The following is a 16,077-nucleotide window of genomic DNA, read 5'->3' as shown; positions in this document are numbered from 1 at the left end:
ATGAAAAAAACTCTCTGCTCTGTGTCAGTGTTGAGCAGTCTGTTCATTCTGAGCGGCCTTGTCACAGTCCAAGCCGAAGAAAGTGCTTCCAACGAGACGAAACTGGGTTGGAGTACATCGGCCGAATTAGGTGCTATCACCACCTCCGGTAACACCAAGGGTACATCCATCACAGGAAAAATCGACTCCAAACAAGAACTGGAGCAGTGGTCAAACGACTACACCTTCAGTGCATTTTTTAAGCGTGACGAAACCGAAGCTGACGATGGTCAAACCCTGGTAGAAACCTCAGCCGAAAGATATGCCGCCTCTGCCAAAGGCGGTTACAAACTGAATAAAGACACAGCACGGTTGTTTGTTTATGGCTCTCATGTTGATGACCGTTTTGGTGCGTACACTGAATACACCACTGTCGCTATAGGGTACGGCGATGAACTGTTTAAAACTGACACTATGTCGCTGGAAGGTGAAATAGGTCCGGGTTATTACAGAGGAAAAACGGACCTGGAAGAAACCGAAAATGGCATGATAGTGCGTAGTGCCGCTACCTATCGTTGGCAAATCAGTGAGTCAGCCCGCTTTAAACAGACCCTCAGTCTGGAGTATGGTGAAGACAATAAACGTACTATCGCTGAATCGTCGTTAACCGCCAAAATTAACGGCCGGATGCAGATGAAAGCTGCTTTTTTAGTGCAAAACGACTCGAAAGTACCTGTAGGTAAAAAGAAAACCGATACCCAAACCTCTTTAACTTTTGTGTATTCGTTTTAATAAGCCTATTTTCACAAGGGCCGCGGTTTATCCGCGCCCTCTGTCTAACTTCAAGTACGACAGGTTCTTAGCCTCAGTAATTGAAGCTGCAGCTTCAAGTACAACGGCTAAGTCAGAGCCAGCCTTTTTGCCGTGCTATTCTTGCAGCATCAACCCGGTTTGCTGCATTTAATTTGCTGATAGCCTCCGACAAATAATTTCGGGCTGTACCTTCGGCGATATAAAGTGTGGCCGCAATATCAGCAGTACTTTTGCCTTCTGACGCTAAACGCAGAGCACGACGCTCCTTGTCACTTAACGGGTCTTGTTCACCCAAAGCTGACAAAGCCAGCTCAGTATCTATCACCCGTTTTCCAGTCATCACCTGATAAATCGCCTGCACCAGCTGCTCTGACGGCGCGTCTTTCAGTAAAAAGCCTTGCACACCAGCGCTAATAGCACGCTGAATATAACCGGCTCGGCCAAAAGTGGTGATCACTATCACTTTTGTCGGATTTTGTTGCTGCTGCAGATAAAGCGCCAGCTCCAGACCGGTTCGGCCCGGCATTTCAATATCAGTCAACAGCAAATCAAAGTTCTGCTGCTTCAAAAGTGCCAACGCCTGATCGCCATCGGCCGCCTGAGTGATCTGAAACTCTGAATTCAGCCCCAACAAAGCGGCTAAGGCCCCCCGCACCATCGCCTGATCTTCAGCCAGTAAAATATGCATCAGGCCTCCTTAGGCAAAGTAAAACGAAAGCGACTGGGCGATAATTGCCATTCCAGTTGGCTGTTCAGCGCAGCCAGACGCTCCTGAATGCCAGTCAAACCATGGCCTTGTTTCAGTTCACTGAGTTTGCCGTTATCCGACACCATCAGTTGACGCCCCTGCTGATTTTCGCTAAAGCTAATCTGCACTTCATCGCCATTACTATGTTTTAACACATTGGTGACCAGCTCAGTCAGGATCAACACTACAGCAGTTTCTTCCCGAGCTGACAGCGTCGGGATTTCGCCCTGAACATCGACTCCAAATCCGGCTTCACGTAACTTAGTGCTTAAAGCCTGAACTTCGCCGACCAAACCTTTATGTTTATAACCGGACACCGTCTGACGCACCTGACTTAAACTTTCACGCGCAATCTGAGCCAGCTCCTGCAGTTGCTGGTGGGCAGCCTGAAACTGCTGCTGTTGTAATAACTTATCGGCTAAATCCGCTTTCAGCACTATGCCAGACAAACTATGTCCCATAATATCGTGCAAGTCGCGCGCTATGCGTTCACGCTCCACTATAGTGGCCAGTTGCTTAATTTCTTCAGCACTGCGCTGCTCTTTCAACAAACTATCACGCCTGGCCCGGTCGAGCACACCAAATACCCCTATGGCGAGTACCAAAGCTGAACCGTAAAGCAAGAAATAAGGCGCACCTTTGACAAAAAAGTGATCCAGCAGCACCAGCACACAAAGCAAGGCAGCAACACCAACTAAAAATTGACGGAAATTATAGGCAAAACCAATAAAAAAACTGACATAGGCAAACATCGCGATAGAGCCATAATTCAGCGGCGTGATCACACTGGCGATCAGAGCCATCAGCAGGATAGGCACTAACATCTGTGAGCTGTGACTGCGGTAAACCCAGTAATAACAACCAACAAAAGCCACTAAGGCCACTGTCATCCAGAGATACTGAAGCGGACTGTAATTGATGTAAAAAAATGGCGCTATATAGAACACCAAATTGATGAGATACACCCAGGATAAACGTTTTTCCAGCTCTAACATCTTCGACTCCTTCAGAGCGGGGCTCAGCAGAGCCCCGTGCCAGAAAAATTAACGATTCTGACTGTAACTTTGTTGTTGTGTCAGCAGAAACCTGGCCCAGCTATAAGAAGGTTCCACTTCTGTCGCTTTAGTCCAATCGGCAATAGCACCGGCTTTATCCCCTAGCTCTTGTTTCGCTAAACCCCGCCAGGTGTAAGCTTCAGCATGCCCCCAGCACAGCTGCTGACAAGGCTGGGCATAGAGTTCAATGGCCTTGCTGCTCAGGTCAATAGCACTTTGTTTGCTGCCGCCAAAAGCAGCTGGGGTATTGTAAGCCGAGATGGCTTTGATCAGAGCAACCCGCGGATTCGCTGGGTCCAGCTTGGTTGCCTGTTGAATAGCTTTGTTGGATTTTGGACCATACAACGCACCTTTTAATGGATTATTGCCAATCTGCATGCCATACACGCTGGACAATAAAGCCAGACTCTCGGCTTCAGGCTGGGCTGAAGTCAGTTGCTCCAGCGTCGACTGCGCTACATCTAAAGCTTGTGCAGCCTGATCCTGTTGCCCTGTAAGACCCGCCATAATGGATAATCGATAGTTGGCATAGGCTTTGTTGTAATCGGCCGGATCTTCAGCAGCATATACAGCCAGCTGTTTCAGATCCATGCGGTTCGAAGCCGCATCAATTTGTTCCACAGTGGCCGCCTGAGCCGCAGTCAAAGTTAAAATGCTGAACGTCATCAGTAAAGTTTTCATCTTGATAGTCCTTGTGCTGTTTCACCTCAGTGGTGTGAACTCAGTATCAAAGAACTACAGAAAAAATATCAGACACAAAAGTCATGATTTGAGCATGACTTTTGTCATCCAACTAAATTTAATAACTTAAGCTGCTGTACCCCAACCCCTGCTGCTTTTGTAGTTTAATTTGTACCGGAATACGCTCTTTTAACGCCTCCACATGGCTGATAATGCCGATCATCTTGCCGCTGGCATTCAGTTGATCCAAGGCGGCCAATGCAGTTTCCAGGGTGTCCGGGTCCAAAGTGCCAAAACCTTCATCCAGAAATAAAGATTCAATGCGGGTTTTGTGGCTGACTAAATCCGACAAAGCTAAGGCCAGGGCCAAACTGACTAAAAAGCTTTCGCCACCGGATAAAGTTTTAGTATCCCTTGTGGTATCAGCCTGCCAGCTGTCCAGTACTTGTAATTCCAATTCAGCGTCGGCTTTACGAGCCAGTTGATAACGGCTGTGCAGTTTATCCAACTGCTGATTCGCTAAGCCCACCAACTGCAATAAAGTTAACCCCTGAGCAAAACGGCGGAACTTAGCGCCATCGGCAGAGCCTATTAAACTGTTGAATTTATGCCATTGTTGCACCAGTTGCTGTTGTTGCTCAATCTGGTTATACAGCTGTTGTTGCTGCTGTTGATGCTGCTGATCACTTTGCAGTTGTTGCCTGCATTGGCCAGCCTGCTCCAGCGCACTAAATAACTGCTGTTCAAGCTCTGCGCTTTGTTGCTGCAACTGCTCCAGGCTTTGCTCTGTCAGTTGCTGCTTTTCTAAAACCTCCACTTGCTGCTTTGCTTGCTCCAGCTGGCTTTGACAACGAATTTTTTCAGCCGCCAGTTTGTCTTTTAACTCTGTTAACTGCTGCACTTGCTGCTCAGTCAGTAACATAGCCAAAAAGCTGGTTTCGCTGCCAAATTGTTGCTGTTCCAGCTGTTTTTGCCAGTCTTGCTGCAATAGGGTTAACCTCGATTGCAACTGCTGTAACTGGGCCTCGCTTTGTTGTTGCTGGCCAGTTTTTTGCTGCAGTTCGTTGCCTAAGACCGTGAGCTGCTGCTGCACATGCTCAAGTTCTTGCAGTGGTGCTGCACTCTGACTGGCCGATACCTGCGCTAAACCCGCCTGTTGTAGCTTATCTACCCAGCTTTGATACTGCCCATCAGCCTGTTGCTGCTGCATCAGCGCTTTATCCAACTGCTGACTCTGGCGCTGTAACTCTTGTTGCCACTGCTGCCATTGTTGCGCTTGTTGTGACCAAAGCTGCCAGGTCTGCTGTTGCTGAGCCGCTGTGGGCAAAACAAAACCAAAAGGCTGAAGCTCTTGTTGCCACTGCTGTTCCAGTTGCTGCACGTAAGTTTGGTTTTGTTGCAAAGCCTCGCCTAGCCGCTGCTGATGCTGCTGTTGCACAGACAGTTGCTGTTGTAGCAGTTGCTGCTGATGGGCAATTTCATGCTGCTGCTGTTGCCAAAGCTGGCGTTGCAGCAGTTGTTTCTCTGTCTGCAGTTGTAGCTCCAAAGCCTGCTGGGCCTGCTGCTGAAATTGCTGCAATAACGCTTTTTTTAAGCTGGCCTGTTGCAGTTGTTGTTGCTCTGCTGCTGGCAGATTTTGCAGTAACTCAGTCCATTGTTCACTTTGCTGCTTAATATCTTCAGCCAGCTGCTGTAACTGATGTTGCTGTGCTTTTTGTTGTTCTTCCAGCTGTAGCTGCTTCTCACGTAAGGCTTTGCCCTGCTCTTCGACCTGTTTCAGTTCAGTAGTTAAGGCCGCCAGCTCTGTTTCAGTCTGTGTTAGATCCAGTGCCTGATAACTGCTAACCGCGGGATGGGTGGTGCTGCCACACAGCGGGCATTCATCGCCTGGTTGCAGTTTGGCTCTGTGACTGCTGAGTTCAGCAATAAGTCGCTCCTGCTGCACCAGTTTCTGTTTATCTGCCACTCTGTCATTGTACGACCTGAACTGCTCACGTAATGCCGCTATTTGTTGCTGCAACTGCTGGCTGTCGCTTTGTTTTTGTTGTAGTTCCAATTGCTCTGTTTGCTGTTGCTGCAATTTTTGCTGCAAAGCAGCGGCAACCCGCAGTAATAACGGATACGTATGCAACTGAGTTTTGTAATGCTGTAGTTGCTGTTGTAACTCTGACAGCTCAATGGAGAACGCAGGAGCGCTCTGTTGCAACTGCAGCTCCAGTTGCTGTAATTCGGCCTTTACCTGCTGCAGCTGTTGTTGCAATACCCCAATGTCCGACTGGCTAAGCTGCATCTGCAGGTTTTTCTGCTGCTCTAAGCCTTGCTGACGTTGCTGCAATAAAGGTTTCCAGCCCGCAACTGCGGCAGCGAGATTAGCACCTAAAGGCTGTAGTGCCAGTTGTTCAGTTAAAGTCTTACCCTGTTGCTGCAGTTGCAGAACCTGTTGCTGAAGCTGCAGCTGTATTTGCAGCGCTAAGCCCTGACCTTGTTGTAGCTGGAGTTGTTGCTGATGCTGTAAATCATCTAACTGGCGGGACTGCAGTTGCTGCTGCTCTTGTGCTTCTGTTACAGCCGAGCGTTGTTGCTGCAACTCTTTGTACAAAGGCAACAGAACAGCGGCCTGCTGATAATGCTGTAACTTAGCCAGCGCACTTTGCTGCATCGCCTGTTCTTGCTCAAACTGCTGCTGCTTCAGCTCTGCCTGGTGCAGTTGCACTACGGCCTGCTGTTGCTGCTGACGCCAGACTAATAAAGGGGCTTGTTGCTGCTGTTTTGTTTTCAGCTGCTGCTGTTGTTGTTCTAACTCCGCCAACTGCTGTTGCAATAACTGACGCTGCTCTAAATCCAGTAACACCAGACCCGAGGCTTTGGCCTGTAATAATTCCAACGCCGTTTTATGCTGGCGGTTTTGTTCAAACACCTGCATCGAAATCTGACCATATATCTCAGTACCGGTCAGCTCTTCCAATAGCTCTGCCCGCTCATTGGCCGGCGCATTTAAAAAGGCAGCAAAACCGCCTTGAGCCAACAGCATCGACTTGGTAAAACGGCCAAAATCCAGACCGGTAATCTGTTCCGTCAGTCGGAGCTTTTCGTTGCTTTTATCTGTCAGTATTTCGCCATCGGCTTTGGCCAGTTCCACCTTGGCAGCCTGCAAGTTGCCATCCACTGCACCACGGGAACGACGCTGACTCCAGAAGGCGCGGTAACGCTGGTCGCGTACCTGAAACTCCACTTCAGCCAGGCATTCGCTGGTATGGCGGGTCATCAGTTCGTTACTACTTTGCGATAACAGCTTTAAGCGTGGCGTCTGGTGATACAACGCCAGACAAATCGCATCCAGTAGGGTGCTTTTGCCCGAGCCTGTTGGGCCTGTGATAGCAAACAAATTACTTTGATCAAAAGGCGGCTGGGTGAAATCAATTTTCCACTCGCCTTTTAATGAATTTAAATTTTGCAGCCGCACCGATAAAATTTTCATGACAACACCTGCGGTTCTGGCTGCTGATCAGCTTGTTCCAGCTGCGCCATCACCTGTTGCAGCATCAACTGAAATTCCGCTTTTTCGCTGTCGGTTAACTCTTCTGCCGCCAGTCGTCGCTCCAGCACCAGATCCGGTGTCATTTCGTGTAAAGACTCTTGTTGTTCTGCAGTTAAAGACGCTACTGCCGCTACTCTGGCGCGACGTAGTTTCAATAGCTCCACCGGTAAGCCATCCAATTGCTGCTGCACCTGACTTTGCAAATCACTCAGGTACCCATCGCTGCCGGTTAATACCAGCTCTAACCAGAGTTTTTGTTCTGCTTTAAGCTCTGCCAGAGGTTGCTGTAATAAGGAATTCAGTTCAGGTAAGCTGCATTTCAGGCTCAAAAGCGGCTGAAAACAAGGGATAGGCAACAACTCAATCACACCTTCAGCAGCGGTGAAATCCAGCAACACCATGGATTTTTGCTGTTTGGCCTCATCAAAACTTAATGGAATAGGCGAGCCGCTGTAACGGATATGTGGTTTGCCAGCCACCAATTGCGGCTGATGAATATGGCCCAGGGCTATGTAATTAAATTCTGGAAAAGCGCTGGCAGGAAATGCCTCTAACGAGCCAATATAAATCTCCCGCACCGACTCACTACTGCTGGCACCCACTGTGGTCAGATGCCCTGTGGCTAACAAAGGCAGTTCCAATCCGAGTTCAGCTTTGAATGCCTGAGCTTTGGTAAAACACTGCTGATAACAGTCTGCTATGGCTTGTTGTAACTGCTGTTGTTTATCGCTGGCCTGCTGGCCACTCTGGCTTTGTAACAAATCGCGGGCACGCAAAAAAGGTAAAGCGGCCAGAATAGCACCGGGCTGACCTTGTTTATTCTTCAGTACCATCAGATGAGACTCTGCTGCGCCCAGCCAGCCTGGCACCACCTGAGTATGTAAACAGGCCAGCAACTCTTTACTTTCCTGCAGCACAGCCACCGAATCGTGATTACCACCCAGCATTACCAGTTGGCAGCCTGTGGGCTGCAAATCCACAATCAACTGGTGATACAACTCGCGGGCATAACTGGCTGGAGTGGCAGTATCAAAGATATCTCCGGCTACGATCAGGGCATCAACCTGATGAATTTCAATCTGTTGTTTTAACCAGCCAAACAAAGCTTTGTGCTCGTCTGCCCTGCTTTTGCCAATAAAATGCTGGCCTAAATGCCAGTCGGAGCTGTGAAGAATTCGCATAAAAACTGAAAAGTCGCCGCACTATGCCGGAATAAGGCCAGCATAGCACAGGGTCCTGAGTTTCATAAGTTGGTTAGCTGGCGTCGAATAACAGTACAGCATCCAGCAGGGTTTCACTCACTTCGCGGTAAAACTCTGGATCAATATTTTCAGCTGTATCGCTCGGCTGATGGTAGTGAGCATGATCCGGCACACCAAAATAGACAAAGGGTACAGCTCTTTTGTGGAATTCTCTGTGGTCTGAACTGAAAGTCCAGTCCTGATGAGTCCCCACTAGCCAGGCGGGTCTGTCATAGCCCAATAATAAACGCACTGAACTTTGTTGTTGCAGTTGTTGTAAAGGTTTTTCTAATTCTGGGTAATGATAAGAACCCACAGCAATCAGCTGCTGTTGGGTATTCTGACTTAACATATCCATATTGATGTTCAGCTTGATCTGTTCTGGTTTGAGCAGCTCTTGCTCAAACAACATACGGGCGCCCCACATGCCAGTTTCTTCGTTGTCCAAAGCAGCAAATAACAGGGTATGACGAGGTGGATATTGCTTAAAATAACGCGCCAGCGCCAATAAGGCAGCAACCCCGGATGCATTGTCATCTGCACCAAAATAAATCTTGCCCTGATGTACACCCAAGTGATCATAATGCGCTGTCAGTACCAACATAGGTAAAGCCGGGTCTGAACCTTCAATCCGACCTAACACATTGGCGGCGCCCTTCATCAGTTGAGCTTTGCCTGTAGTAGGCTGATAAGGCTGTAAATAACCTGCTGTGCCAGCTGCAACCAAACCTATGTGAGTGAACTCTGCCGCCAGCCATTGCTGAGCTTTAGCTCCACCGGGTTGTCCTGTGCCACGGCCCGCCAATTCATCGGACGCCAGATAACGCAAATCTGCCATCTGCCGCCCAAAGTCCAGCCGTTCTGGCATCTGCTCAACCATAGGTTCAGGCTGAGCCAACAGACGTTTTTGTTCCATCTGCATCATTTGTGCTAACAGATAAGGATGAAAAGCATAACCCAGGCCTGCAACTACAAATAACAACCACAGCCAGAGCGGAATACGGAATAACTTCATAACTATCCTGACAAACAAAAAAACAATGCAGCAGACTAGCGCAAACTGCATCAGCCCACCAGTCAAAGACTTTGAAAGATCTGATATTTTCTGTCGCCCGACAGCGGCTTTGAGTGGTAAAATCTGCTTTTCCCAGTGATTCCGAGAATGTTATGCCACACAGCCGTAATGCGTCATTTTGGTGGGCTATCGCCAGTGTCTTAGTGGCTATGGTGGTGATCCAATCTGGTGCCTCTTTAGCTAAAACCCTATTTCCTGTGATTGGGCCAGAGGGCACCACAGCATTAAGGGTGGGTTTTGCCGCTTTGATCTTGTCCTTAGTGTTTCAGCCCTGGAAAAAGTGGCCCGCCAAACAGGATCAAAAAGCTCTGTGGTTTTACGGCATAAGCTTAGGGGGGATGAACCTGATGTTTTATCTGGCGATTGAACGAATTCCTTTAGGAATAGCAGTCGCATTAGAGTTCACCGGTCCTTTAGCTGTCGCTTTACTGTCATCCAAACGTAAGCTGGATTTGCTGTGGGTGGCCTTAGCTATGGCAGGTATAGGCCTGTTGTTGCCCTGGCAAACCGAAGCCACAGCACTAGACCCACTGGGTGTTGCTCTGGCTTTAGGCGCAGGCGCCTGTTGGGCGGGTTATATTATCTTTGGTCAGAAAACCGGTGGTGCTCTGCATGGCGGTACAGCTGTGGCTTTGGGTATGGCTGTGGCGGCTTTGTTTTTATTTCCTATCGGCTTGGTCTCTGCCGGAAGTACACTTTTTAGCTGGAGTGTCTTGCCTTTTGCTTTTGCCGTCGCGCTGCTATCCAGTGCGATTCCGTACAGTCTGGAGATGGTGGCACTCAAACGTTTACCAGCGCAGAGTTTTAGTATCTTAATGAGTATGGAACCCGCTATAGCCGCTTTAGCTGGTCTGATTATTCTGGCCGAACAGTTAAGTCTGTTGCAGTGGCTGGCGATCTTTTCTGTTATCGCGGCCTCATTGGGCAGTAGTCTGACTGCAGGGAAAAAACCTGTAACAGAAGTAGTGTCATAACTGCATTCAATAGTTGTATGGCCAGAGCGCTATAACGTCTGGGATTGCAGTTTTTCCAAATAAAGCGGTTTGAACACAAAAACAATGATCGGCAGCAACACTGGTCAGGCTTTTTTAACTTTTTCCGCTTTCAGCCATTGTGAAAGTCTGAGTGACTCAGTTACTTTAGAGACTTAAATTTTACAGCAAATTTGTGCAGGTTTTATCGATATGCAGCCAGTTGAGGAACATCAGTCAGCATTAATTCTGGCAGCAGATCTGACACAACAACAAAAATTACAAACTCGCCAGCAGTGTTTTTATGGCTGCGTTTTCTGTGGCTCCCCTGTATTTCGTTACTACCAGCAGCCCAATCATCAGTCTGCTGTGCTGATTTGCCCCTTGCATGCAAAACAACTCAACAGCACCTTACTGAGCCGTTCCACTCTGGCGGAACGTGTTAATCAGCCTTTTAACCAACAACGTATCAATAAACCTGGTTTTAGTTTTGATCCACATCGCAGGGTGCAGGTCTCTGTCGGGATGAATACTGTATATGCTGACTTTGCTGCTACGGAAACTGAACAGTATTGTATTTGGGTGAACGGGCAAGAGTTTTTTACTCTGTATTCAGAATCCGGCTGGTTATGTTTTTCTTTTATGATGTCAGATGCTGCAGGTCAGGTGCTGATCGACGTGGAAAAGGGTGAACTCAAACAAAGCCCCGAACACTGGGAGTACAGCTATGAAGTCAATACTCTGAAAATCAGGGATCAGCAACGCAGATTGCAGTTTACTGCTCAGCTTTGCAACGACAGAGTCCTGCTGACCAAGGGACATTTTGTCGATCCGTCGGGAGATGGTTTTGTCGTCGAAGGTAACAGAGTGATCGCCATGCTGGATGGGCAAAAAGGTGGCCAGTATATGCATCGTATTGAACCCGGACGCTACAAAGGAGGCTGGGCTTTGTTTAATAAAATTCGCCATCCAGATTTAGTGATGCCCGGAAATTTTGCTTTTGTCTGTGCGGCAAAACGAAAGTATCCCGGCACAGAGCGCTAAGACGGCTTATTCAGGCCCTGCCGTCTGATGTAAATATACTGACACAACAAGCTCCGGAAGCTTTACTATCTGAACAAACCAAAATCATAAAGCTGGCATACACTGACAGAAGATCCGTTGAGGCATAAGGCGTGCAGCGCCAGCCTTGTGGTGCAGTCAAATGGAGAGATAGAATGTCAAAGAATGTTAAATTCACCTTATCCTTTTTCTTTGCTCTGACAACCTTAATTGCATGTGGCGGTGGCGGTTCTGAGAGCGGCAGTACCGGTAATACTGCTGGGACTGGTAATACCGGCGGCACGGGAAATACGGGGGGTAATGGTGGCACTGGCAGCACCATTCCGGCGGCTCCCATCTGGACTGCAGGTCAATTTAATGATGAATCTCAGTTTAAAAACTTTTGTGTAGCGCCGCGTTCAGGCACAGATCCTTTTAATGGAGGTGCCTACCCGGATAAAGCAGGCACAGCCATGCACGAGAAAATGTGGCTACGCTCCTGGAATAACAGAACCTACCTTTGGTATCGCGAAGTTGCCGATGTGGATCCCGCGAGCTACAGCATCACGGCTTATTTTGACTTGTTAAAAACAACAGCAGTCACAGATTCCGGCGTAGCTAAAGATCAATTTCATTACACTGAAAATACCGCTGAATACCAACAGCAATCTCAATCCGGTGTCAGCTCTGGTTATGGCATTAAATGGTCAGTTGTATCGACCAGTGCACCACGCTCTTTCACTGTAGCCTATACCGAACCCGGCTCTCCCGCTGCTCAGGCCGGGGTCAAAAGAGGTGACTTTTTACTTGAAGTTGATGGCATAGATTTTGTGAATGAAAACAGCAGAAGCGGCGTCAATAGCTTAAATGCCGGCTTGTTTCCCGACAGTGCAGGCGAAACACATAGTTTTAAATTCAGGACCGTCGAAAATACCGACGTCAGTTATCAGCTCAGATCAGCGGATGTCGCATCCAGCGCGGTACAGAATGCAAAAGTGATCAATACCGACTCCGGCGCTGTGGGCTACTTTCAATTTAACAGCTATATAGTGCCAGCGCAGCAACAACTGATTGACGCTGTTGAGTTGTTCCGTGAAGCTGCTATTTCTGAGCTGGTGGTGGATTTACGCTATAACGGCGGCGGTTTGTTGGCCCTGGCCTCACAATTGGGTTACATGGTCACGGGTCCGGATATTATTCAGGGCAGATATTTTGAACGTTTACGGTTTAACGATAAATATCCTAATACAGACCCAATCACAGGTGACAGCTTAAACCCCACACCTTTTTACAGCCGTGAAATAAACTACGAAGCAGGGACTTTAACCAATACCACCTTGCCCAGTTTAAATTTAAGCCGTATTTATGTATTAACCACAGACAATACTTGCTCCGCCAGTGAGGCTTTTATCAATGGACTGAGGGGAGTTGATGTCGAAATCATTCAGATAGGGGGCAAAACCTGTGGCAAACCTTATGGTTTTTATCCACAGGACAACTGCGGCACAACCTACTTTAGCATCCAATTCAGTGGTATTAATTTCAAAGGATTTGGCGACTACGCAGATGGGTTTAATCCAACCAACAACCCTGTCTTTAGTGCTGATGTGAAAGGCTGCCCTGTGGCCGATGATTTCTCTAAAGCCTTAGGCGACCAGCAGGAAGATATGTTAGAAGCTGCATTGTATTATATGGAAAATAATAGTTGCCCGACTCTGCCAGCTTCTGCTGCGACGAATAAGTTTGGAGCCAAAACCACTCTGGCTACTGCTTTATCAGGCGCCGCTGTAGCAGATGGCTTCGCAGTCAAAAATCCAACAGACAACGTATTCAATAATAGTATTCGTCAACCCATCAGAGACCAGCAGTAGTGAAGACAACCTTATTTTTAAAATATGCCACTTTAGGCAGCATGTTGCTGATAGTCAGCGCCTGTCAGCAAGTTCAGGCCGTAGCAGAACCTGCAGTACTGACAGAAAGCTCACCAGAAGTGAAGCTGGAACTACAGCAACAGATCCAAAAAGCCGTAGGCGGCCCTTTGGTAAAGTTGGCCGACAATGTTTATTTATTTGAAAGCCAGATCTGGGTCGAGTCTGCGGTGCTACGGGATGATAAAGGTCGTCCTTTGGATGGCCGTCATATGGATTTAGCTAACTTGTTTATCCTACAAATTGAGCAGGGACAGTGCCAGTTGAAACACAATAAATCAGGACAACTATTTGTATTGACCAAAGCAAAATGTATGGCTGAAAAGCAACGTTTTCCTGAAAAGTAACGCTCAGAATCCAGCTAAACCTGGCCGGAGTCAGCTGATTCCTGCAGTACCAAAGACAAAGCTGGCACAGCGTAAAATGCGGACAATTCCCGTACTGTGCGGTAACTGACTTTTTTGCCTGTCTCCGCCCTTTTAATGGTCGCCAATGAGACCCGCAACGAACGCTGCTGGCAGGCATTAAATAGATCTTCCTGACTAAGAAAACGTTGCTGCCGCAGTGATTTAAGCAACTCCACTTTTAACACCAGAGCTTCTTGCATAAGGCCTTCACTCCATGAATTGGAAAACAGCATGGCGGTAGTTAAGTCTGCATGATTTTGTTTTCAAAAAAGAGACAAAATTATGAACCTGACACTACTTTTAGTCCAGCTCAAAATTTACATATGATTAACCTGAGACCAAACTGATACGACATTGCCCCCTAAACTGTTATGCAACAACGAGGCTTAATCCTGATAGACCAGCGGAGCGTTAAGTAGTGTGGCTTTGCAGCAGACTGAAAAAAGGCCTGAAATCTCAGGCCTTGTCTGCAACAACAATTTAGTTCGAAATACTGATAAATGGATCCCAGGTGAAGTAGCCAATAATGGCTCCGGTGCTGTTGTTGACCAGTTTAAAGCTCAGGGTGTATTGAATTTTCTGACCAGCTTCAATCACAGTACCTTGGGTCGCATAAGCATTGTTGTGGAACAGCTGTAAAGTACCATTGACCGGATCTGAGCCACTTGGCAGATAAACACTGGTATGCATATTAAAGTAATTCAAAGCCGTAATGCTGGCAGACGGGTTAAAACTGCCATTGTATAAAAACGCTGTGTAATCTGTGTCTCCGTCAAAAGTACTGACAGTCCAGCGTACTGTATCACCTGAGTTCGCTTTGATATCCAGCTCAGACCCCCCCTGATCACTGGCAACATAGCTGTTTTGAGCAATCATAGAGACAAAGACATCAGAGCCTCCCCAGGCCCCCAGATTGGTTGGACTGCTGACAGAACCAGGCTTCATAGAACCATCAGCTAAACGTGATGCCAGTTCAGAGGCATTCACTGCAACAAGAATATTGATAAGAGCCATGATCATTCCTTTTTCATAGTGAAATAAATAATTAACTGAGTTGCTGTTGCCCCATTCACTTCCCACCTTGATAGTGGATAGTTTTGGGTACAGAGAGCTTATCCGATGCAGACAAAAGGTCAGTCTCAGAACAGCGTCAGTTTGGTGTCAGCCTCAGATGTCGGTGGAAATAAAAAGGCGGTATACTCTGGTATTATTTACGTCAGAAAAATCGAACTTATGTGGCCAGTCTCCTGTTTTAAAACCTATGATATTCGTGGCACTGTGCCAGAACAGCTGAATGAAGAATTAGCCTGGCGGATAGGCCGGGCTTTATGTCAGGTGTTAGCAGCAAAAACTGTGGTGATTGGGCATGATATCCGCCTGTCCAGTCCGACCTTAAGCGCAGCGTTAGCGCAGGGCCTCACTGAAGGCGGTGCAAAAGTCATAGATATTGGCCTTTGTGGCACAGAACAAGTGTATTTTTCGGTGTTTCACCTCAATGCAGATGCCGGTATTTGTATCACCGCCAGCCATAATCCGGCCCATTACAATGGTATGAAACTGGTTGGAAAAAACGCCGTGCCTTTGAATGCGCACACTGAACTGGAGCAGATCAAACACTTAGTCGCTGCGGCTGACTTTAGTCAGAGCGCCGTGCAACAGGGGGACCATCAGCAGCTCTCCACCTTGCCAGCTTACATCGAACACGTGCTGACTTACATTCAGCCCGACAAATTCAAGCCACTCAAAGTAGTAATGAATGCTGGCCATGGTGGCGCAGGATTGGTCGTTAATGCCTTAGCACCAAAACTGCCGTTGCAGATCATAGCGTTAGAATTTGAGCCTGATGGTACTTTTCCAACTGGCGTACCTAATCCTTTATTGGTCGAAAACCGGGCTGTGACCAGTCAGGCGGTGCTTGAGCACAAAGCGGATTTTGGTGTGGCCTGGGATGGCGACTTTGACCGCTGTTTTTTCTTTGATGAACAGGGTCAGTTTATTGATGGTTATTATGTCGTAAGTTTGTTGGCGCAGTCTTTACTCAGCGCCAACCCAAAGCAAAAAATTGTACATGACCCTCGTTTGTATTGGGCCACCCAACAAAGTGTCGCCGAAAGTGGTGGCATCGCCGTGCCAAGTCAGACCGGTCATGTGTTTATGAAAGAAAAAATGCGCGCTGAAAATGCACTTTATGGCGGTGAAATCAGTGCTCATCACTATTTCCGCGACTTTGCCTACTGCGACAACGGCACTATTCCCTGGTTACTGGTGGCACAGTTGCTGTCACAGCAGTCGGTACCACTCTCGGCACTGGTGAAACAACTGCAACAGCAATTTCCATGCAGCGATGAAATCAACTTCAAGGTGAGAGACGCAGATGCGGTCATGCTGTCGATTCGACAGCATTATCAGGCCGAATTGCAGAGTATCGACCTGCTCGATGGTCTGGATTTGGTGTTTAACGACTGGCGGCTGAGTTTACGCAGCTCCAATACCGAACCTTTACTGCGGCTCAATATTGAAACCAGAGCGGATCGTGAGTTACTGCAACAAAAAATCACTGAAGTATCGGCACTGATTACTGCATTAGCCTAATCGACAAG

Annotated in this window: 14 protein-coding genes; 6 read left to right on the top strand and 8 right to left on the bottom strand. The window is 47.8% G+C overall.

Translation table 11 applies throughout. From position 1 onward, the window contains the following. Complete coding sequence (locus tag IEW88_RS05440; RefSeq protein ID WP_147903371.1) at positions 1–771, top strand: DUF481 domain-containing protein; 771 nt, start codon at positions 1–3, stop codon at positions 769–771. Positions 772–883: 112 nt separating this feature from the next. On the opposite strand, the gene IEW88_RS05435 is transcribed toward IEW88_RS05440, so the two are convergent. The 6 genes from IEW88_RS05435 to IEW88_RS05410 all read right to left on the bottom strand — a co-directional run bounded on the left by IEW88_RS05435 (position 884) and on the right by IEW88_RS05410 (position 9,070). Next, positions 884–1,480 carry a response regulator transcription factor gene (locus IEW88_RS05435; RefSeq protein WP_147903370.1) on the bottom strand — a complete coding sequence of 199 codons (597 nt, stop codon included), beginning with the start codon at positions 1,478–1,480 and terminating at the stop codon, positions 884–886. Beyond that, entirely contained in the window at positions 1,480–2,535 is a 1,056-nt protein-coding gene (locus IEW88_RS05430) for a sensor histidine kinase (RefSeq protein ID WP_147903369.1), read from the bottom strand. The genes IEW88_RS05435 and IEW88_RS05430 overlap by 1 nt, the downstream gene beginning before the upstream one ends. Before the next feature lie 48 nt (positions 2,536–2,583). Beyond that, entirely contained in the window at positions 2,584–3,276 is a 693-nt protein-coding gene (locus IEW88_RS05425; RefSeq protein WP_053422851.1) for a tetratricopeptide repeat protein, read from the bottom strand. A gap of 118 nt (positions 3,277–3,394) precedes the next feature. Further along, a complete protein-coding gene (locus IEW88_RS05420) occupies positions 3,395–6,754 on the bottom strand; it encodes an AAA family ATPase (protein WP_147903368.1) in 3,360 nt (1,119 codons plus the stop codon). Continuing rightward, entirely contained in the window at positions 6,751–7,995 is a 1,245-nt protein-coding gene (gene sbcD / locus IEW88_RS05415) for an exonuclease subunit SbcD (RefSeq protein ID WP_147903367.1), read from the bottom strand. The genes IEW88_RS05420 and sbcD overlap by 4 nt, the downstream gene beginning before the upstream one ends. Before the next feature lie 73 nt (positions 7,996–8,068). After that, entirely contained in the window at positions 8,069–9,070 is a 1,002-nt protein-coding gene (locus IEW88_RS05410; RefSeq protein ID WP_221411368.1) for a M20/M25/M40 family metallo-hydrolase, read from the bottom strand. 152 nt (positions 9,071–9,222) lie between these two features. On the opposite strand from IEW88_RS05410, the gene rhtA reads away from it, so the two are divergent. From rhtA to IEW88_RS05390, 4 genes are all read left to right on the top strand, one after another. Beyond that, complete coding sequence (gene rhtA, locus IEW88_RS05405) at positions 9,223–10,104, top strand: threonine/homoserine exporter RhtA (RefSeq protein ID WP_053422929.1); 882 nt, start codon at positions 9,223–9,225, stop codon at positions 10,102–10,104. 210 nt (positions 10,105–10,314) lie between these two features. Next, on the top strand, positions 10,315–11,145 hold the full coding sequence (locus IEW88_RS05400; RefSeq protein ID WP_147903365.1) for a hypothetical protein: 831 nt from the start codon (positions 10,315–10,317) through the stop codon (positions 11,143–11,145). Between the two features lie 173 nt (positions 11,146–11,318). After that, complete coding sequence (locus tag IEW88_RS05395) at positions 11,319–13,013, top strand: S41 family peptidase (RefSeq protein WP_147903364.1); 1,695 nt, start codon at positions 11,319–11,321, stop codon at positions 13,011–13,013. Beyond that, positions 13,013–13,417, top strand: a complete 405-nt coding sequence (locus IEW88_RS05390) for a hypothetical protein (protein ID WP_147903363.1) — start codon at positions 13,013–13,015, stop codon at positions 13,415–13,417. The genes IEW88_RS05395 and IEW88_RS05390 overlap by 1 nt, the downstream gene beginning before the upstream one ends. A gap of 14 nt (positions 13,418–13,431) precedes the next feature. Here the strand turns inward: IEW88_RS05390 and IEW88_RS05385 are convergent, their stop codons facing one another. Together IEW88_RS05385 and IEW88_RS05380 are read right to left on the bottom strand one after the other, a co-directional pair. Next, a complete protein-coding gene (locus tag IEW88_RS05385) occupies positions 13,432–13,677 on the bottom strand; it encodes an XRE family transcriptional regulator (RefSeq protein ID WP_147903362.1) in 246 nt (81 codons plus the stop codon). A 280-nt stretch (positions 13,678–13,957) separates the two neighbouring features. After that, a complete protein-coding gene (locus IEW88_RS05380) occupies positions 13,958–14,491 on the bottom strand; it encodes an AidA/PixA family protein (protein WP_185148547.1) in 534 nt (177 codons plus the stop codon). 219 nt (positions 14,492–14,710) lie between these two features. Here IEW88_RS05380 and IEW88_RS05375 point away from each other — a divergent pair, with 219 nt between their 5' ends. Beyond that, positions 14,711–16,069, top strand: coding sequence for a phosphohexomutase domain-containing protein (locus IEW88_RS05375; protein ID WP_147903360.1), 1,359 nt, complete (start codon positions 14,711–14,713; stop codon positions 16,067–16,069). Positions 16,070–16,077 lie beyond the last annotated feature (8 nt).

The organism is Rheinheimera tangshanensis (assembly GCF_014645135.1).
Classification (GTDB): Bacteria; Pseudomonadota; Gammaproteobacteria; order Enterobacterales; family Alteromonadaceae; genus Pararheinheimera; species Pararheinheimera tangshanensis.
Note: the sequence above shows the minus strand (reverse complement) of the source record. Positions and strands in the feature narration are given on the sequence as shown.